Below are 17,966 nucleotides of genomic sequence, written 5' to 3'. Positions count from 1 at the left end.
CGCGCCTCGGCGGCGCGGATCACCTCGAGGTAGGCCTCGTCGACGGGCCCGAGCCCGTGGGCGGGAACGGCGACGAGGTCGGCATCCGCAGCGATGTCGAGAGCGTGCTCGACCATGATGTCGAAGCCGAGGCTCGTCCTGACCGGACCGGGGGTCGCCGTCGCGATGGCGAAGTCGAAGGCGGGGCCTCCCATGTCGGACCGGTCGATGCCGAAGACCTCGCAGACGACACCGAACTCGAAGGGGGCGACGCCGGGGACGGCGAGAAGGACGACCTTGTTGAGCATCGGGATTCCTTAGCTGGCTGGAAATGGACGAATCATGGCAAGCCTGCCAGTGGTGGCAGAAAAAGGCAATCCATAGATTTGCTGCCATGATGATCTTTCTCCTCCTGCTCGTGGCGCTGTCGGTGTGGGCGGTAGTGGGCACGGTGCTCACGGTGCGCCGCGACGGCTACCGGCGGCAGCCGACCCGGCACCAGCGCTAGCCTTATGGCATGACCTGGCTTGTGACCGGCGGCGCCGGCTATATCGGCGCGCACGTGGTGCGGGCACTGCTCGACGCGAACCTGAAGGCGGTCGTCCTCGACGACCTGTCCAGCGGCCACGAGAGCTTCGTCCCGGCCGCTGTCCCCTTCGTGCAGGCGTCGATCCTGGATGGCCGGCGACTGATCGAGACGATCGACGAGCACGAGGTGACCGGCGTCATCCACGTCGCGGGGTTCAAGTACGCCGGCGTCTCCGTGCAACGACCCCTGCACACCTACGAGCAGAACGTCACCGGCACGGCGACCCTGCTCGCCGCCATGCAGGACAGGGGAGTCGATCGCATCGTCTTCTCCTCGAGCGCCGCGGTGTACGGGACGCCGGACGTCGACCTCGTCACCGAGGACACCCCGAAGAGCCCGCAGTCGCCGTACGGCGAGTCGAAGCTGATCGGCGAGTGGCTGCTGCGGGATCAGGCCATCGCCACGGGCCTTCGGCACACCTCGCTGCGGTACTTCAACGTCGTCGGCTCCGGCGACCCCGACGTCTACGACACGAGTCCGCACAACCTCTTCCCGCTCGTCTTCGAGGCGCTCGTCGCCGGCAAGACCCCCAGGATCAACGGCAACGACTACCCGACCCCCGACGGCACGAACGTGCGTGACTACATCCACGTGGCCGATCTGGCCGTCTCCCACGTCGCGGCGGCCAGGCGACTGGATGCCGGCGAGCCGCTCGAGACGGCGTACAACCTGGGCAGCGGCGACGGCGTCTCCGTCGGCGAGATCATGTCGACCGTCGCCGAGGTGACCGGCATCCCGTTCACGCCGGAGATCGCCCCGCGGCGCGCGGGCGACCCCGCGAGGATCGTGGCGGCGGGGGACCTGGCCGCCCGCGACCTCGACTGGCGGATGCGCCACACGCTCGCCGAGATGGTGTCGAGCGCGTGGGAAGCCCGCCGCGCTCACCTGGTCTAGCCGCCCGTCTCCTTTCCCTCCGGTCTGTCGTCGACCGGGATCTCGGCGACCCGAAAAGCGCGGAGCCGGCAATGCGGTGAACTCCCAGCTCTACTAGGCCACATAGTATTACTATCGTCCCTAGTAGAGTCCGTCACCGATCGGAGCCAGACCCATGGGGCAATTGCTGCTCTCGTCCACGATCCTCGCGTCCTTCCTCGGCGGGGTCGTCGCGCTGTTCGCCCCCTGCTGCGTCTCCGTGATGCTGCCGGCGTTCTTCGCGTCCAGTTTCCAGCGCCGCAGCCAGATCCTCTGGATGACAGTGGTGTTCGCGGCCGGCGTCGGCACGATCATCCTCCCCATCGCTTTGGGCGCCGCGCTCATCAGCCGGGCGCTCGCCCAGTACCACTTCTGGATCTTCGGCGCGGTCGGCCTCCTCATGATGGCAGCCGGCATCGCCACCTTCGCCGGCTGGAAGATGATGCTGCCGATGCCTTCCGGCAGCGGAAGCGGCGGCAAGGGCATCGGCTCCGTCTACGGCCTCGGGGTGTTCTCCGGCGCGGCCAGCGCCTGCTGCGCTCCCGTCCTCGCCGGGGTGGCCGCGATGTCGGGTGCGGCATCCTCCTTCCCCGCCGCCGCGATCTCCGGGATCGCCTACGTCTTCGGGATGGTCGCGCCCCTGTGCATCCTCGCCCTGGTCTGGGACAGGAGGGACTGGGGCAAGAGCGCCCTGTTCACCGGCCGCACGATTCCGGTCGGCCGCGGCCGTCGGCTTCCCATCGGAACGGTGCTCTCCGCCGTGATCATGCTCGCGATGGGCATCCTCACGGTCGTCATCGCGGTGCGCGGACCCGGCATGTCGGCGGACGGCTGGCAGGTGCAGATCACGGCCTTCCTCGGGCACGTCGCCGCGGTCGTCCAGCAGTCCCTCTCCTTCCTGCCCGGATGGCTCACGGCGCTCATCGTGCTGGTCGCGCTGGTGGCCGTCGTCTGGGCGGCCGTCCGCTCCCGCTCCCCGCAGGCATCCGGCGCAGCGACCGATCCGCCGGAGGTGCCGTCCGCGGACCACCACCATCATCACGATCATCAGGTCACCGAGGAGACGAAGTAATGGTGTCATCAGCACAGAAGCGCAAGAGGCAGAAGGTCGTGCCGCTGAAGCGCCGCTCCTACCTCCCCGCGATCATCACCGTCGGCGTCCTCGCCATCATGTTCGGGGCCTTCTGGCTCCTGCTGCCCCCGCAGCACACGTCGGCGGCGGTGCACACGGCGGATGCGCATCCCACCTACGTCGTCGGCGATCCCGGCCCGGGAACCCCGGCTCCGCCGTTCTCGCTGGAGTCCACCGACGGCAAGACGGTGCAGCTCAGCGACTACCGCGGCAAGTCGGTGCTGCTCTTCTTCCACGAGGGCATCGGCTGCCAGCCCTGCTGGGACCAGATCCGCGACCTCGACAAGGCGACGGCCAAGCTGCGCGCCGCGGGGATCGACGATCTGCTCACCATCACGAGCGGACCGGTGAACCTCATCGCCCAGAAGATGAACGATGACAAGCTCACCGCCATCGGACTGGCCGACACGAAGATGGACGTGATTCGTCAGTACGGGGCCGACAAGTACGGCATGATGGGCGACTCCCGCGCCGGCCACAGCTTCATCCTCGTCGGACCCGACGGCACCATCCACTGGCGCGGCGACTACGGCGGCGCACCGAATTACACCATGTACGTATCCGTCGCGGACCTGCTGGCGGACATCAAGACGGGACGGACCTCATGACCACGATCACCCTTCTGACGCAGGGCTCCTGCGCCTCCTGCGACCAGGCCAAGGCCGCGCTGACCCGGCTGGCCGACGAGTTCCCGCTGCAGATCCAGGAGGTGTCGCTGGAGTCGGACGAGGGGAGGTCGCTGGCCGCCGAGAACGGAGTGCTGTTCGCGCCGGGAGTCCTCCTCGACGGGGCGATGTTCAGCTACGGCCGGCTCCCTGAGAAGAAGCTGCGCAAGCGGCTCATCGAGCAGGCCTGACCGCGCGGGCAAAGCTACTATGAGGGGTAGTTGAATCGGCCGTACGGCGGAGAAAGAGGATCGTGGTGGTGCGCAGTCTCGGCGACCTCGAACAGGTCGTGATGGACCGGATCTGGGCGGGAGGGCGTGCCACGACCGTTCGTGAGGTGCTCGAAGACCTGCAGAGCGATCGCCCGCTGGCCTATACGACGGTGATGACGGTCATGGACAACCTGCACAGCAAGGGCCTGCTCACCCGGGAGAAGGATGGCCGGGCCTACCTTTACCGTGCCGTGGAGACCCGCGAGCAGTACACGGCGAGCATCATGGGGGATGTCCTGGCCGGGGCGGACGATCGCACGACGACCCTCGTGCACTTCCTGGAGCAGATGGATCCGGATGAGGTCGCCAGGCTCCGCGAGGCGCTCGACGGACGCCGGACCCCGGACGCCCGGCCATGATTCCCGCCGTGGCGCTCGTCACACTCGCCCTCCTGCTCCTCTTCCTCGGCCCCGTCGTGCTGAAGCGGATCGCCTGGCTCGAGTCGTCGCCCCGCATCGGCATCGGGGCGTGGCAGGCGCTCAGCGCCTCCGCCGTCCTCTCGGTGGTCCTGGGCAGCGCGGCCCTGGCCGTGCCGTCCTCCGCCTGGTCGCTGAACCTCGTTGATCTCCTCGGGGCCTGCGCGATGGCCTTCCGGCATCGCTACTCGACGCCCGCGGGCGTCGTGCTCGGCTCCGCGGCGGCGGCGATCGCCCTGGGCCTGTTCGCGCGGCTGCTCTACTGTGCCGCCAGGGGGCTGATCGAGTCCTCCCGGCTGCGCCGCTCCCACGTGCTCGGGCTGAGGCTCATCGCCCATCATCGCCGTGACCTCGGCGCCCTCGTGATCGACCATCCCGCGGCGGCGGCCTACTGCCTGCCGGGTCGCGGCAGCCAGGTCGTCCTGACGAGCGCCGCGATCGAGGCGCTGGATGGCGGCCAGCTCGCCGCGGTCATGGCGCACGAGCGCGCGCATCTGCGCGGCCATCACCACTTGGTGCTCGCGGCCGCGAGGGCGCTCGACCGGGCCTTCCCACGGGTGCCGCTCTTCCGGGAGGCCAGGACGGCGATCACCCGGCTCGTCGAGATGGTCGCCGACGACGACGCCGCCTCGACGAACGGCCGGCTCACCGTCGCCACCGCCCTGGTGCGGCTGGGCGAGCACGGTATGACGCCCGCCGCGGCCCTCGGCGCGGCAGAGGTCTCGGCCGTGAGGCGCGTCCGCCGGCTCGTCTCCGACCCGTCGCCCCTCGGCAGGTCGCGGACGGTCCTCGCGCTCGTCTCCACGGCCCTTCTCCTCGTCGTTCCGCTGCTGGTCGCCCTGGTCTCGAGCCCGATGATGGGAAGCATGCAGTACTGCCCCTCCGACTCGGTCTCTCACGTCGCCTGCCAGTCCCGCTGAGTCGATGTTGCCCGCGGGACCGTGGCGGGGTAAATTACCCCTGGGGGGTATAGGGCGCGCACCGTGCGCGCCGTATCTCAGAGGAATCACGCAACACAAGGGAGCACGACCATGACCACCACAGACGCAGGATTCACCGACCTCGGCCTCACCGGGAAGAACTCCGCGGGTCACCAGGGCGGCGGATGCGGCGGGGAGGGATGCACCTGCGGTGCGAATGCCGCGGAGCGCGTCGAGAGCGCCACGGCCTCGATCGTCTCGTCCGAGTACCTCGTCTCGGGGATGACCTGCGAGCACTGCGTGGCGAGCGTCACGGAGGAGCTCTCGGAGGTCGACGGCGTCGAGAGCGTGACCGTCTCGTTGAACCCGGGCGGAGCATCCACGGTCACCGTCGGAAGCGCGGCTCCCGTCGACCGGGCCTCCGTCGCCGCGGCGATCGAGGAAGCGGGCTACACGCTGGTGGACGCCTCCCGATGAGCCTCACCGACGTCGAATTCGACATCGGGGGCATGACCTGCGCATCCTGTGCGACGCGCATCGAACGCAAGCTCAACCGGATCGACGGCGTCGAGGCGAGCGTGAACTATGCGACGGAGAAGGCGAAGGTGCACGTCGTGGACGGCATCGGAACCGATACCCTCATCGCGGCGATCGAGGCGGCGGGCTACACCGCAGAGGTGCCTGCGCCCCCGGATGCCGTGGCCGCGGACGGCGCGATCGTCGCCGACGACGGAACGGCGGCCCTGCGCCGCCGGCTGCTGATCTCGGCGATCCTGGCCGCCCCGGTTGTGCTCCTGTCGATGGTCCCGGTGCTGCAGTTCGCCAACTGGCAGTGGCTGGCGCTCACCCTCACCGCGCCGGTCGCCGTCTGGGGCGCCTGGCCGTTCCATCGGGCCGCGTGGGTGAATGCCAGGCACGGCGCGACGACGATGGATACCCTGATCAGCCTGGGCGTCGTCGCGGCATTCGGCTGGTCGCTCTATGCGCTCTTCGTCGGGGACGCCGGGATGCGTGGCATGCGCATGACGTTCTCGTTCGTCAGCCGGCCGGGTGCGGGCGATGAGATTTATCTGGAGGTCGCCAGCGCGGTCACCGTGTTCATCCTCGCCGGGCGCTACATCGAGGCCAGGGCCAAACGCGACTCCGGCGCGGCCCTGCGGGCGCTGCTGGCGCTCGGGGCCAAGGACGCCGCCCTGCTCCGCGACGGGGTCGAGTCGAGGGTGCCGATCGCCGCGCTCGCCGTGGGGGACCGGTTCGTGGTCCGACCCGGAGAGAAGATCGCCACCGACGGCCTCGTTGTCGAGGGGGTCTCGGCGGTGGACGCGAGCATGCTCACCGGCGAGTCCGTCCCCGTCGAGGTCGGAGGGGGCGACCGGGTGGTCGGCGCGACACTCAACGTCGGCGGTCGCCTCGTCGTCGAGGTCACCCGCGTCGGAGCGGAGACCGAACTGGCGCGCCTCGGCCGCCTCGTCGAAGAGGCGCAGACCGGGAAGGCGGAGGCACAGCGTCTCGCCGACCGGGTGTCCGCGGTGTTCGTCCCCATCGTCCTGGGCCTCGCCGTCCTCACCTTCCTCGGCTGGCTTCTCCTCGACGGCTCGCTGACCTCGGCCTTCACCGCGGGCATCGCCACCCTCATCGTCGCGTGCCCGTGCGCCCTCGGGCTGGCCACGCCGACCGCCCTGCTCGTCGGCACGGGGCGGGGTTCCCAGCTGGGCATCCTGCTGCGCGGACCACAGGTTCTCGAACAGACCCGTCGCATCGACACCATCGTGCTCGACAAGACCGGAACGCTCACCACCGGCCTGATGACCGTCGTCTCCCTCCGGACGGCGGGGACGACGACCGAGGCGGAGCTGCTGCGACTCGCGGCGGCGGCCGAGCACGGCTCGGAGCATCCGGTGGCCCGTGCCGTCGTCGCGGCCGCGGAACGGCGCGCCATCCCGGTCACCGGCGCGGAGGGATTCGTCTCCGTCCAGGGAGCCGGCGTGCGCGCCGTGATCGACGGCCAGGACGTCGCCGTCGGTCGCGGGGCCTGGTTGGCGGCAGAGCCGGCCGTCGTGCTGCCGGAGGAGATCCGGGCGGAGCTGGCAACGGCCGAGTCGGCTGGCATGACGGCGATCGTCGTCGCCGCCGACGGGGCCGTGGTCGGACTGATCGTGGTCAGCGACACCGCCAAGCCCAGCAGTGCGGACGCGGTCGCGCGCTTCGCCCGGCTGGGGCTGAGGCCGATCCTCCTCACCGGCGACAATCGCGGAGCGGCGGAGGCCATCGGCGCCGAGGTGGGCATCGAGGAGGTCCACGCCGGGGTCACCCCCGCCGGCAAGCTGGCGACGATCCGCGAGCTCCAGGCGGCCGGACGCGTCGTCGCGATGGTCGGCGACGGGGTCAACGACGCCGCGGCCCTCGCCGCGGCCGATCTCGGCATCGCCATGGGCGCGGGAACGGATGCCGCGATCGCCGCGAGCGACATCACGGTCATGAGCGGCGACCTCGTTGTCGTCGCCGACGCGATCCGGCTCGCCAGGCGAACGCTCGGCATCATCAAGGGCAACCTGTTCTGGGCCTTCGCGTACAACCTCGCCGCGATCCCGGTGGCGATGCTCGGCCTGCTCAACCCGCTGATCGCCGGGGCCGCGATGGCCCTGTCCTCGGTGTTCGTGGTGACGAACAGCCTGCGGCTGCGGGGCTTCCGCGGGGCGCGGCGCTGATCCACGCGAACGGGGGTGGACCGACACGCCGAGGCGACGGCTCGATTTGAGATCCGGGGCAGAATTTGCTGTCGTCATTCTCGCCGTTCGGCGCGTCGTGAACTCTCGATGCCAGATTGAGCCTTTACGATTTGCGACTTGACTTCGGAGTAACTACACCGGTGTAATTATCTCTAACGCGTTGCGCATGCCGTAGGCGGCGCGGAGGGGAGACTGTGCTATGGCGATCGACGACCACCGCGGTGCCGCATCGGGGCGTGCGGTGCCGGAAGACTGGTTCATCGATCCGGTGCGACTCGGGGTCCCCGGGGTGCGCCCGGCGACCGACGACAACGCCCTCGCCTGGCAGGCCGATTCGCTCTGCGCCCAGACGGATCCCGAGGCGTTCTTTCCCGAGAAGGGCGGTTCGACCAGGGACGCGAAGAAGATCTGCGCCTCCTGCGAGGTTCGATCGCAGTGCCTCGAGTACGCGCTGCAGAACGACGAGCGCTTCGGCATCTGGGGCGGCCTGTCCGAGCGCGAGCGCCGGAAGCTGCGCAAGCGCGCCTGAGAGCTTGCTCTCCAGAACCGCCTTCGCGCGTGTCCTGTCGACGCTGAAGGTCGCGCGGCTTTAGTCTCGACCAGATGCAAGCGAGAGTCACTGCGATACTCGTTGCCCATTCAGGGGCGGCGTACCTTGAGCGCACCCTCTCCGGCCTCTCCGCGCAGACCAGACCCCCCGACTCGGTGATCGCCGTCGATGTGGCGTCCGCCGACGGCAGCGCCGACCTCCTCGCGGCCGCAGGTCCCGCCCAGCTCGTCGCCGCGCCGGGCAGGACGACCTTCGGCGGGGCGATCTCGCACGCCATGCGGGTCGCCGCACCCGCGGCGGCCGACAACGAGTGGCTCTGGCTGCTCGCCCACGACAACGCCCCCGACCCCGCCGCCCTCGAACAGCTCCTCGGCGCGGTGGAGATCGCGCCCTCGGTCGCGGTCGCCGGACCCAAGCTCATGCGCTGGGACCAGCCGGACGTCATCGCGGAGTTCGGCGAGACGATCACCCGCTTCGGCGCATCCATCAATCTCGTCGAGGGCGAGCTCGACCAGGCCCAGCACGACGTCCAGGACGACGTGCTCGGTGTCGCGGCCGGCGGCATGCTCGTTCGCCGTTCGGTCTGGGCGGCCCTCGGCGGCTTCGACCCCGGATTGCCCAGTGTCGACGCCTCCCTCGACTTCTCCATCCGGGCGCGGCTCGCCGGTTACCGGGTCGTGGTCGTCCCGGGTGCGAAGGTCGCGAGCATCGGCGGTCCGGAGCAGTTCGGCAGGCGATCGGTGTCCGCCGGCCGACGGGCCAGGATCGCGAGGACCGCGCAGCTGCATCGGCGTCTCGCCTACGCGCCGGGTGCCGCCGTCCCGGTGCACTGGCTGTCGCTGGTTCCGCTGGCCATCCTCCGCTCCATCGGGCAGCTCGCCGCCAAGCGCCCCGGTGCGATCGGCGGAGAGCTGTCGTCGGCGTTCGCCGTCGCCTTCGGACGAACCGGTGTCGGAGCGGCGCGTCGCGCCCTGAGGTCCGCCCGCCGCCTCGGCTGGGCGTCGGTCGCCCCACTGCGGATGCCGCCGGCCGAGGTGCGGGAGCGTCGCGGCCAGGCGAGGGAGCAGCTTCGCCAACCGGTGGTCGTGACCCAGGACAGCACGCGCGCCGGCTTCGTCGCCCACGGCGGGCTGTGGGTCGTCCTCCTGGCCGCGGCCGTCGGGGCGATCGTCTTCGGGCCCGTGCTCGGCGCCTCCGGCCTGACCGGTGGCACGCTGGCACCGTTGAGCGGAACGGTCCAGGAACTCTGGTCGCACGTCGGGTACGGCTGGCGCGACATCGGGACCGGCTTCGTCGGCGCGGCCGACCCCTTCGCCTCCGTGCTCGCGGTGCTCGGCTCCCTCACCTTCTGGTCGCCGTCGACCTCGCTGGTCCTCCTCTCGGTGCTGGCGATGCCGCTGGCCGCCCTCGGCGCCTGGTTCGCGGCCAGGCGCATCACGGAGCGGCCCTGGCTGCCGGCCGTCGCCGCCCTGCTGTGGGCCGTCGCGCCGCCGCTGCTCGGATCGGTCACCTCCGGCCACCTCGGTGCCACCATCGCCCATCTGCTGCTGCCCTGGCTGCTGCTCACCGGCCTCTCCTCGGCGCGCTCCTGGGCCTCCGCCGCCGGTGCCGCCCTGCTGTTCGCGGCGACGGCGGCCTCCGCACCGCTGCTCGTGCCCGCTCTTGTGCTCTGCTGGCTGGCCCTCATGGCCGCCCGGCCGAAGAGCATCCATCGCTCGATCTGGATCCCCGTCCCCGCCATCGCCCTCTTCGCCCCGCTCGTGGTCCAGCAGGTGGTCAGGGGGAACCCGCTCGGGCTGCTCGCCGAGCCTGGTGTGCCGGTCGGCGGTGCGGAGGTCTCCGGCCTCCACCTGGCGCTCGCCGCCCCCGGTTCCGGCCTGCACGGCTGGAGTGCGGCCCTCGAGCCCTTCGCCCTCGGGACCTCCGCGCCGCTCATCGTGGTCGCCGCCCTGCTCGCACCGATCGGCATCCTCGCCCTCGCGGCCCTCTTCGTCCCCGGTTCCCGCAGGGCCATCCCGGCCATGCTCATCGCCTTCCTCGGCTACGTGAGCGCCGTCGCCGCCGTGCACGTCCAGGTGGCCAGCGTCGGTCCGACGGCGGTGCCACTGTGGCCTGGCGCCGCGCTGAGCCTGTTCTGGCTGGGGATCGTCGCCAGCCTGCTGGTCGGTCTCGATGCGCTCGGTCGCGCATCCATCCCGCTTGCCGCTCTCACCGGGGTGGTCTCGGTCCTCGTGGTCGTCCCCCTGCTCGGTGTTGTGTACTCCGGCACCGCCACGGTTCAGCCGGCCGGCCGGATCCTTCCGGCGGTGGTCACCGCCGAGGCGCAGGACGACCAGGGGGTGGGAACGCTCGTCCTGACCCCGGAGCCGGAGGGACGGCTGTCCGCGACCCTCGAGCGGGGAACCGGCACGACTCTCGACGACCAGTCGACCCTGGCCGCGACCGCCACGGGGATCAGCCCGGCCGAGCGCAGGCTGGCGACCCTCGCGGGCAACCTCGCCTCCCACAGCGGGTATGACGCCGGCACCGAGCTGCGCAGGCTCGGCGTCGGGTTCGTGGTGCTCACCCCGAGCCAGGAGAACGCCGCCGTGCGGCAACGCGCCTCCGACGCCCTCGACAGCAATCCGCTCTTCTCCCCGGTCGGCAGCACCGCGAACGGCCTGCTCTGGCGATACGACGACCTTCCGGACGGCGCAACGACGACAGAGCACGCCTCCAACACGGGCACGCCTCTCGGGCTCGGGATCCTCATCGGACAGGGCATCGTCTTCGGGCTGACCCTCCTGCTCGGGATCCCGACGGTGGGCAGGCGCAAGCGAGCGACCGTCAGCGGGTCCGTGGCTGGCGAGCCGGTCGACACCTTCGACGAGGACGATCATGTCTGATCCGCGCACCGATCCGCAGGCCGCTCCGGTAACCCGTCGCGGGCGGGGGGCCGTGGTGGTCGGCGCGCGCATCCTCGCCGGCGCGATCGGAACGGTGGCCGCCGCGGCGACGATCGCGGCCGCCACCTGGCTTCCGCTGCCCTCTCACACTGCTGCGCCGCGGTCCGTCGAGGTCACGCCCGTCGCCGCCCCGCAGCAGCGGGTGTGTGCGGGCCCCATGCTCCGGCTCGGAAACGATGCCGGTCAGGATGCGACGACGGTCTCCTCCGTCGGGCAGCCGACCGTCCGCCACGGCCAGACGGCGGGCCGCGCGACGGCCGCGGAGCTGTCCGCCACCGACAACTCCTCCGGCCTCGCCCCGGAGCTGCTGACGCTTCCGCCCGCCTCCGGTCAGGGCAGCACCATTCCGCTGCTCGGCGGCAGCCAGACCCAGGTGCTCAACACCGGCGACCTCGTCGGTCTCGCCTCCGCGGAATGCTCCGAGGGCTCGAGCGACAGCTGGCTCGTCGGCGGCGCGACCGACACCGGGCGCACCACGCTGATCAGCCTGAGCAATCCGAGCAACGTGATCGCGACCGTCTCGCTGACCATCTTCACCGAGTCGGGGCCGGTGGCCGCCGCGGGCACGGACGGCATCGTCGTCCCGCCGGGGGCGCAGCGGGTGCTGTCGCTCGCGGGCTTCGCGCCAGGTGCGACCTCTCCGGTCGTGCGGGTGCAGAGCAGGGGCGGCCAGATCGTCGCCAGCCTGCAGCAGAGCACCGTTCGCACCCTCGAACCCGGTGGTCTCGACATCGTCGGAGCGAGCGCCGGTCCATCGATGAACACCGTCATTCCCGGGCTGGTCATGGCGGGCTCCGCTGCGACCGCGGCCAGGGAGGCCGAGCCGGGCTTCTCGGACCTGCGCACGGTCGTGCGGGTCTTCGTGCCCGGCACGAAGGAGGCCAAGATCGACCTCAGCGTGGTCCCCGAGACCGGGACGACGGCCCCGACCACCGTGCTGGTCGACATCGAGCCGGGAGTGGTGACGGATGTGCCGCTCGATTCGTTCCCGGACGGCACCTACACGGTCACTATCGCCTCCGACCAGCCGGTGGTCGCCGGCGCCCGGGTATCGACGGTCGGCAGTGAGCAGCAGAGCGACTTCGCCTGGCTGTCCTCCGCATCCGCCATCGGCTCCCGCGCCCTGGTGGCCGTAGCCCCCGGCCCGGCGCCGGTGCTGCACCTGGCCAACCCGACCACAAAGCAGACGACGGCGACCATCCGGCAGACCGGTGGCGCCTCCGTGACAGTCACGGTGCCCGGGGGAAAGACGGTCAGCAGGCCGCTCGTCGCCTCCGCCACCTACACCGTGACCGGCTTCGACTCCCTCGACCTGGCCGTCAGCTACCTCGGGGACGGGCAGCTGTCCGGTTTCACGGTGAGTCCCTCGGCCCCGGCCTCGCAGCCCATCACCATCTACCCCTGAGCCGGCCCTTCCCTTTCCTGGCCGACCCTCTGCGGCTCTGTAGTGCGCCCGCTCCTCCGGTTCACCCGCCCCCTCCGGTTCCTCCGGTCACCTGTCACGAACGGTCGGCTGGGCCGCCCCGGTGAGCGTTTCGTGACAGTTGAGTGGGCTGCGGTGGGCCGCGGCGGGCCGGGACGGGCCGGGAGAGGCCGGGATGGGATGGGACGGCCGGCGGGCCGGGCGCTAGAGGTGGCGGAAGCGCTCGGGGGCGAGGTCCCAGGGGTCCTTGCCGAGCAGCTCGGCGACGGCGCGGAAGACGCAGCTCTCGATGAGCATCCGCCGGTGCATCTCGTCGTGGCGGTGCAGACGGGCGAGCCGTTCGATCGGGAGCCGATACAGGGTCACCCGTCGCTCCGGCACGGACACCCGCCAGCGGTCGATGCCGCCGCCCGGACGGATCTCGCTCGGCAGCCCGGCGACCTCGAAGCTCACGCTGGCCAGCTCGTCCGGCCACATGTCCTTGAGGTACTCGGCGGTGGAGGCGACGGTCATGTCGAAGACATCCAGGCGGGTGGTCAGCGGCGGCAGATGCGGGCCGGTCACGGAGGAGCGGATGCCGCGGCCGTGGCGGTCGCGCCAGCCGGGTCGTGCAGAGGGACGGACCCCTCTGGAGCGCACCATCCATCGATTCTATCCGGCGAGGCGTCGTGCGGAGCCGCCCGCCGTGACTAGGGTGGAGGCAAATGAGTGGCAGGCCTTGCAGCAAAGTCGCGTGCGGAAACGACGCGGTGGCGACGCTGACCTACGTGTACGCGGATTCGATGGCGGTGCTCGGTCCGCTGAGCCGCAGGGCCGAACCGCACAGCTACGACCTCTGCGAGAAGCATGCCGATCGGCTCTCGGTCCCCCAGGGCTGGCAGGTCATGCGGCACGTCTCCCTCGGCAGCCTCGGCGCCTGAGCGCATCCGGGAGCCGCGGCACGGTCCCGTTCGGCTGCGACGCTCGTCCGCGGCTGCGACAATGGGACCATGACTCTCGCATCCACCGGAACCGCCGTCCCGTTCAAGGTCCGTGACCTCTCGCTCGCCGAGGCGGGCCGCCACCAGATCCGGCTCGCCGAGAACGAGATGCCCGGTCTCATGGCCCTGCGCGAGGAGTTCGGGCCCTCGCAGCCGTTGGCCGGTGCGCGCATCGCCGGCAGCATCCACATGACGGTGCAGACGGCGGTCCTCATCGAGACGCTCGTCGCCCTCGGCGCCCAGGTGCGGTGGGCCAGCTGCAACATCTTCTCGACGCAGGACGAGGCCGCCGCCGCGATCGTGGTCGGTCCGACCGGGACCCCGGATGCCCCGGCGGGCGCACCCGTCTTCGCCTGGAAGGGGGAGAGCCTCGAGGAATACTGGTGGTGCACGAACCAGATCTTCGACTGGAGCGCGGAGGGTGCGACCGGGCCCAACCTGATCCTCGACGATGGCGGCGACGCCACGATGCTCGTGCACAAGGGGCGCGAGTTCGAGCTGGCGGGAGCGGTCCCGGATGCGGCGGATGGCGACAGCCACGAGTGGCGCGTCGTCCTCGACACGCTCCGCGACTCCCTCGCCACCTCGTCGGACAGGTGGACGACGATCGCCGACGACATCCTGGGTGTCACGGAGGAGACCACGACCGGCGTGCATCGGCTCTACGAGTTGCAGCGGTCCGGTGGGTTGCTCTTCCCGGCGATCAACGTCAACGACTCGGTCACCAAGTCGAAGTTCGACAACAAGTACGGCATCCGCCACTCCCTGCCGGACGGCCTCAACCGGGCGACGGACGTGCTCATCGGGGGCAAGGTCGTTTTCGTCGCCGGCTACGGGGACGTCGGCAAGGGCGCTGCCGAGGCGCTGAAGGGCCAGGGCGCGCGCGTGATCGTCAGCGAGGTCGACCCGATCAACGCGCTCCAGGCGGCGATGGACGGCTTCCAGGTGACGACCATCGAGGACGTCGTCGGTGACGTCGACATCTTCGTGACCGGCACGGGCAACCAGAACGTGATCACGGTGGACCACCTGCTCGGCATGAAGCACCTGGCGATCGTGGCGAACGTCGGCCACTTCGACAACGAGATCGACATGGCCGGCCTCGAGTCGCTGCCCGGCGCCGAGAGGGTGGAGATCAAGCCGCAGGTGCACGAGTGGCGCCTGCCAACCGGTCGCAGTGTGCTCGTCCTCTCGGAGGGGCGGCTGATGAACCTCGGCAACGCCACGGGGCATCCGTCGTTCGTGATGAGCAACTCGTTCACCAATCAGGTGCTCGCGCAGCTCGAGCTCTACGTGCACGGTGAGAACTACGAGGTCGCCGTCTACACCCTGCCCAAGCACCTGGACGAGAAGGTCGCCCGCCTGCATCTCGACGCCCTCGGGGTGAAGCTCACCCGGCTGACCCCGGAGCAGGCCGCCTACATCGGTGTCGACCCCGACGGGCCGTACAAGGTCGACCACTACCGGTACTGAGCGGGGTTCCCGGCGGCGGGCGCCGTCGTCCGTCGGTCCGCTGTCCACCCGTCTGTCCGAACGACTTTTTTTCGTTGTGTCACCTCATCCTGACGTCACGATGAAGTGACACGACGAAAGGAAGGACATCGACCCGGACGCCCTGAGCCGACAGGATGGGCCTGAGCCGACATGATGGGATGGGATCGGATGCGGACCGCGGAGGACCGGTGGTGTCCGCGCAAGACCGGCGAGGCGAGCGGGCGGCGGAGTTCCACGAGCAAGAGCTCCAAGAGCCAGAGCTTCAGGTTCGCTCAGGGAAGCCGTGCGGCAGGCCGGTGAGGACCGGTTCGAGCCGGGCGAGAGCATCCTGCTGTCGCCGTAGGGCGGCGTATTCGCGATCGCGACGGATGGCCGCGATCGCGGCGAGGACCAGTTCCGGGCTCTCCGGCGGAACGGGCGAGACGTAGCGGGAGGCCTCGGCCTCCAGCTCGGCCCCGAGTCGGGTGCGCGCCTCCTGGGTGAGCCGGGACGCCTGCCGGAGGAACTGGGTGATGCGCCGGGACAGTCCGTCCGGCATCCTCGCGACGTCGGCTGTCGCAGCCCAACCGCTGAGCTCCGCCGGAACACCGAAGAGGTGGTTCGCGGCCCTCGGCAACCGTTCGTTCTGGCTGTAGGTGCCCGCGAGCAGGTCGCCGAGTCGCTTCGTCCGGTCACTGAGCAGGCCGACCATCGCGGCGATGCCCCCCGCGGTGAGGAACAGCTCGAGCACCCCGACGAGGGCGCGGATGAATGCCTGCCGGAACCCGATCGCTCCGCCGTCGTCCCTGACGATGCGGGCGCCGACCGCGAGCCGGCCGAGCGACCTGCCGCGCGTCGCCGTCTCGACGACCGTCGGGACCACGACGATGCAGAAGATCACTCCGGCGAGGCCGACGGCCGCCGAGCTCGCGTCGTCGAGGAGCCCGGAGAAGGCGGGGGAGTCGACCGCGAGCAGGATGAGCACGAGGAGGCCCACGGAGACGAGGACGTCGATGGCGGCGCCGGCACCACGGAGCACAAAACCGGTCGGCCGCAGGTCGAGGCCGACCGCCTCGCCGGTCATCAGCTCCGACTCGTCGTAGGCCGCGTACGCCGCGGCGGGACTGGCCATGTCTAGTATCTAAGCAGATGGACCTCGACGCCTACTCTGCCGCTCACCGCGATGAATGGGATGAGCTTGCCCGGCTCGGATCGAAAAATCGGCTGACCGGCGAGGAGGCCGACTCGCTCATCGACCACTACCAGTCCGGCGCGAGCCAGCTCTCGGCGATCAAGGCGACGGCCGGTCAATCCGTGGAGGGGGAACGGCTCTCGCTGTCCCTGTCGAGGGCCCGGCTGCGGTTCACGGGAGCCGGGAGCAACATCCTCAGCCAGCTTCCGCGATTCTTCGGGGCTCAGCTGCCCGCGGCCCTGTTCCGTATCCGCTGGCTCTGTCTGGCCGTCGCCGCGGCGACCGTGGTGATCGCGACCCTGTACGCCCTCTGGGCGCTCGACACGCCCGGCGTGCTCGCGAACGTCGGCACGGAGGAGATGCGCAGGCAGTTCGTCGAGCAGGACTTCGTCGGCTACTACTCCGCGCATCCGCCGTCCTCGTTCACCGGACAGGTCTGGACCAACAACGCCTGGATCGCCGCGCAGTGCATCGCCTTCGGCGTCACCGGCGTTTATGCGCCGTACCTGCTGTTCACGAACGCCCAGAACCTCGGGCTCTCCGCGGCGCTGATGGCCTCACACGGGCGACTCGACATCTTCTTCCTCTACATCGCCCCGCACGGCCAGGTGGAGCTCTACTCGATCTTCGTGGCGGGGGCGGCGGGGCTCGCCATCTTCTGGGCCTGGATCGCACCCGGTGCCAGGACTCGTGCGCAGGCGCTCGCCGAGGAGGGGCGCTCCCTGTTCACGGTGGCGATCGGCCTCATCCTGTCGCTCCTGGTCTCCGGCGTCATCGAGGGCTTCGTCACCCGGCAGGACTGGCCCTGGGCGATCAAGATCGGCATCGGCACGGTCGCGCTCGGCGCCTTCCTGGTCTACCAATGGGTCATCGGCCGTCGCGCGGCGGTCGCGGGCGAGACCGGCGACCTCAACGAGTTCGAGGCAGGAGCGCGCCGGATCGTCGCCGGATAGGCGGAGCCTCAGTCCGCGTCGCCGCCCGCGAGCGGGGCGCGGTCGAACAGGGCACGGTAGCTGAACCCGGCCACGAGCGCGCCGAGGATCGGGACCAGGATGAACACCCACAGCTGGCCGAGAGCCGTGGGGCCGCCGTAGATCGCGGTGGCGATCGACCGGGCCGGGTTGATCGAGGCGTTGCTGACCGGGACGGCGACGAGATAGACGAGCGTGAGCGCGAGTCCCATCGCGAGCGGCGCGACGGCGGCCGGTGCACCGCCGCGGGTGAGGCCGAGCACGACGTAGACGAACAGCGTCGTCAGGATGAACTCCGTGAGCACCACGGCGACGACGGTGAACCCCGCGGGGGAGTGATCTCCGTAGCCGTTGGACGCGAAGCCGCCCTTGACGACGTTCGCGAGGTATCCGCTCGGACCGCCAGCGGAGATGGCGAACAGCAGCGAGGACGCACCGATCCCGCCGACGAGCTGGGCGAGGATGTACGGCACGACCTCGCGCCAGCGGATGCGACCGGCCGCGGCCGCGGCGAGGGTGACGGCCGGGTTGAAGTGCGCCCCGGAGACCGGGCCGAAGACGAAGGCGCCTGCGGCCACGGCGAGACCCGCCGCGAGGGCGACACCGAGGATGCCCGTGTTGCCGGAGGTGAACAGCGCGGTGCCGACGATTCCGAACACCAGCAGGAAGGTGCCGAAGGCCTCGGCGACCAGACGGGAGAACAGGGTATGCGTGGTCACGCGGATTTCAGTCATCGCAGCCAGAGTAGTCCTCCCTCCTCAGAGCCGTCCGGCCGCCTTGAGAGCGAGGTAGCGGTCGGCGAGGGCGGGTGGCAGGTC

At 70.5% G+C, this 17,966-nt stretch carries 17 protein-coding genes and 1 pseudogene; 14 read left to right on the top strand and 4 right to left on the bottom strand.

The genetic code is table 11. The features are described 5' to 3' along the window. Positions 1–287, bottom strand: a pseudogene (locus VGC18_RS07495) (AraC family transcriptional regulator); the annotation flags it as partial. A 209-nt stretch (positions 288–496) separates the two neighbouring features. On the opposite strand from VGC18_RS07495, the gene galE reads away from it, so the two are divergent. From galE to VGC18_RS07440, 11 genes are all read left to right on the top strand, one after another. Beyond that, the gene (galE, locus tag VGC18_RS07490; protein WP_331095861.1) at positions 497–1,462 is read left to right on the top strand and encodes a UDP-glucose 4-epimerase GalE; all 966 of its coding nucleotides are present in this window, start codon (positions 497–499) and stop codon (positions 1,460–1,462) included. Positions 1,463–1,616: 154 nt separating this feature from the next. Then, complete coding sequence (locus tag VGC18_RS07485; protein ID WP_331095859.1) at positions 1,617–2,552, top strand: cytochrome c biogenesis CcdA family protein; 936 nt, start codon at positions 1,617–1,619, stop codon at positions 2,550–2,552. After that, positions 2,552–3,220 carry a peroxiredoxin family protein gene (locus VGC18_RS07480; RefSeq protein WP_331095857.1) on the top strand — a complete coding sequence of 223 codons (669 nt, stop codon included), beginning with the start codon at positions 2,552–2,554 and terminating at the stop codon, positions 3,218–3,220. Before VGC18_RS07485 ends, VGC18_RS07480 begins: the two co-directional genes overlap by 1 nt. Then, positions 3,217–3,468 carry a thioredoxin family protein gene (locus tag VGC18_RS07475; protein WP_331095855.1) on the top strand — a complete coding sequence of 84 codons (252 nt, stop codon included), beginning with the start codon at positions 3,217–3,219 and terminating at the stop codon, positions 3,466–3,468. Before VGC18_RS07480 ends, VGC18_RS07475 begins: the two co-directional genes overlap by 4 nt. Positions 3,469–3,530: 62 nt before the next feature. Continuing rightward, positions 3,531–3,908 carry a BlaI/MecI/CopY family transcriptional regulator gene (locus tag VGC18_RS07470; RefSeq protein ID WP_331095853.1) on the top strand — a complete coding sequence of 126 codons (378 nt, stop codon included), beginning with the start codon at positions 3,531–3,533 and terminating at the stop codon, positions 3,906–3,908. 8 nt (positions 3,909–3,916) lie between these two features. Then, entirely contained in the window at positions 3,917–4,885 is a 969-nt protein-coding gene (locus tag VGC18_RS07465; RefSeq protein ID WP_331095851.1) for a M56 family metallopeptidase, read from the top strand. 111 nt (positions 4,886–4,996) lie between these two features. After that, on the top strand, positions 4,997–5,362 hold the full coding sequence (locus tag VGC18_RS07460) for a heavy-metal-associated domain-containing protein (RefSeq protein ID WP_331095849.1): 366 nt from the start codon (positions 4,997–4,999) through the stop codon (positions 5,360–5,362). Next, on the top strand, positions 5,359–7,593 hold the full coding sequence (locus tag VGC18_RS07455; RefSeq protein ID WP_331095847.1) for a heavy metal translocating P-type ATPase: 2,235 nt from the start codon (positions 5,359–5,361) through the stop codon (positions 7,591–7,593). Before VGC18_RS07460 ends, VGC18_RS07455 begins: the two co-directional genes overlap by 4 nt. A 220-nt stretch (positions 7,594–7,813) precedes the next feature. Further along, positions 7,814–8,143: a WhiB family transcriptional regulator gene (locus VGC18_RS07450; protein ID WP_331095845.1), complete on the top strand. Its 330-nt coding sequence runs from the start codon at positions 7,814–7,816 to the stop codon at positions 8,141–8,143. A gap of 74 nt (positions 8,144–8,217) precedes the next feature. Continuing rightward, a complete protein-coding gene (locus tag VGC18_RS07445; RefSeq protein ID WP_331095843.1) occupies positions 8,218–11,049 on the top strand; it encodes a glycosyltransferase family 2 protein in 2,832 nt (943 codons plus the stop codon). Beyond that, positions 11,042–12,514, top strand: a complete 1,473-nt coding sequence (locus VGC18_RS07440; protein WP_331095841.1) for a DUF5719 family protein — start codon at positions 11,042–11,044, stop codon at positions 12,512–12,514. Before VGC18_RS07445 ends, VGC18_RS07440 begins: the two co-directional genes overlap by 8 nt. 222 nt (positions 12,515–12,736) lie before the next feature. On the opposite strand, the gene VGC18_RS07435 is transcribed toward VGC18_RS07440, so the two are convergent. Then, positions 12,737–13,174 (bottom strand): metallopeptidase family protein, encoded by a 438-nt coding sequence (locus VGC18_RS07435; RefSeq protein ID WP_331095839.1) that lies wholly within the window; start codon positions 13,172–13,174, stop codon positions 12,737–12,739. Positions 13,175–13,236: 62 nt separating this feature from the next. Here VGC18_RS07435 and VGC18_RS07430 point away from each other — a divergent pair, with 62 nt between their 5' ends. Further along, positions 13,237–13,452, top strand: coding sequence for a DUF3499 family protein (locus VGC18_RS07430; protein ID WP_331095837.1), 216 nt, complete (start codon positions 13,237–13,239; stop codon positions 13,450–13,452). A 69-nt stretch (positions 13,453–13,521) separates the two neighbouring features. Beyond that, the gene (ahcY, locus tag VGC18_RS07425; protein WP_331095835.1) at positions 13,522–14,985 is read left to right on the top strand and encodes an adenosylhomocysteinase; all 1,464 of its coding nucleotides are present in this window, start codon (positions 13,522–13,524) and stop codon (positions 14,983–14,985) included. A gap of 283 nt (positions 14,986–15,268) precedes the next feature. On the opposite strand, the gene VGC18_RS07420 is transcribed toward ahcY, so the two are convergent. Further along, a complete protein-coding gene (locus VGC18_RS07420; RefSeq protein ID WP_331095833.1) occupies positions 15,269–16,117 on the bottom strand; it encodes an RDD family protein in 849 nt (282 codons plus the stop codon). Between the two features lie 17 nt (positions 16,118–16,134). Between VGC18_RS07420 and VGC18_RS07415 the strand changes: the two genes are divergently transcribed. Next, on the top strand, positions 16,135–17,130 hold the full coding sequence (locus tag VGC18_RS07415; protein ID WP_331095831.1) for a stage II sporulation protein M: 996 nt from the start codon (positions 16,135–16,137) through the stop codon (positions 17,128–17,130). A gap of 8 nt (positions 17,131–17,138) precedes the next feature. Here the strand turns inward: VGC18_RS07415 and VGC18_RS07410 are convergent, their stop codons facing one another. Then, positions 17,139–17,882: an aquaporin gene (locus VGC18_RS07410; protein ID WP_331095828.1), complete on the bottom strand. Its 744-nt coding sequence runs from the start codon at positions 17,880–17,882 to the stop codon at positions 17,139–17,141. Positions 17,883–17,966 lie beyond the last annotated feature (84 nt).

Source organism: Lacisediminihabitans sp. (assembly GCF_036404185.1).
GTDB lineage: Bacteria > Actinomycetota > Actinomycetes > Actinomycetales > Microbacteriaceae > Lacisediminihabitans.
This window is presented reverse-complemented; position numbering and strand designations above follow the sequence as displayed.

Coding starts and splice junctions, on each gene's coding strand:
- galE (WP_331095861.1), top strand. CDS start 497: ATGACCTGGCTTGTGACCGGCGGCGCCGGCTATATCGGCGCGCACGTG.
- VGC18_RS07475 (WP_331095855.1), top strand. CDS start 3,217: ATGACCACGATCACCCTTCTGACGCAGGGCTCCTGCGCCTCCTGCGAC.
- VGC18_RS07410 (WP_331095828.1), bottom strand. CDS start 17,882: ATGACTGAAATCCGCGTGACCACGCATACCCTGTTCTCCCGTCTGGTC.
- VGC18_RS07420 (WP_331095833.1), bottom strand. CDS start 16,117: ATGGCCAGTCCCGCCGCGGCGTACGCGGCCTACGACGAGTCGGAGCTG.
- VGC18_RS07415 (WP_331095831.1), top strand. CDS start 16,135: ATGGACCTCGACGCCTACTCTGCCGCTCACCGCGATGAATGGGATGAG.
- ahcY (WP_331095835.1), top strand. CDS start 13,522: ATGACTCTCGCATCCACCGGAACCGCCGTCCCGTTCAAGGTCCGTGAC.
- VGC18_RS07430 (WP_331095837.1), top strand. CDS start 13,237: ATGAGTGGCAGGCCTTGCAGCAAAGTCGCGTGCGGAAACGACGCGGTG.
- VGC18_RS07450 (WP_331095845.1), top strand. CDS start 7,814: ATGGCGATCGACGACCACCGCGGTGCCGCATCGGGGCGTGCGGTGCCG.
- VGC18_RS07455 (WP_331095847.1), top strand. CDS start 5,359: ATGAGCCTCACCGACGTCGAATTCGACATCGGGGGCATGACCTGCGCA.
- VGC18_RS07460 (WP_331095849.1), top strand. CDS start 4,997: ATGACCACCACAGACGCAGGATTCACCGACCTCGGCCTCACCGGGAAG.
- VGC18_RS07485 (WP_331095859.1), top strand. CDS start 1,617: ATGGGGCAATTGCTGCTCTCGTCCACGATCCTCGCGTCCTTCCTCGGC.
- VGC18_RS07480 (WP_331095857.1), top strand. CDS start 2,552: ATGGTGTCATCAGCACAGAAGCGCAAGAGGCAGAAGGTCGTGCCGCTG.
- VGC18_RS07440 (WP_331095841.1), top strand. CDS start 11,042: ATGTCTGATCCGCGCACCGATCCGCAGGCCGCTCCGGTAACCCGTCGC.
- VGC18_RS07445 (WP_331095843.1), top strand. CDS start 8,218: ATGCAAGCGAGAGTCACTGCGATACTCGTTGCCCATTCAGGGGCGGCG.
- VGC18_RS07435 (WP_331095839.1), bottom strand. CDS start 13,174: ATGGTGCGCTCCAGAGGGGTCCGTCCCTCTGCACGACCCGGCTGGCGC.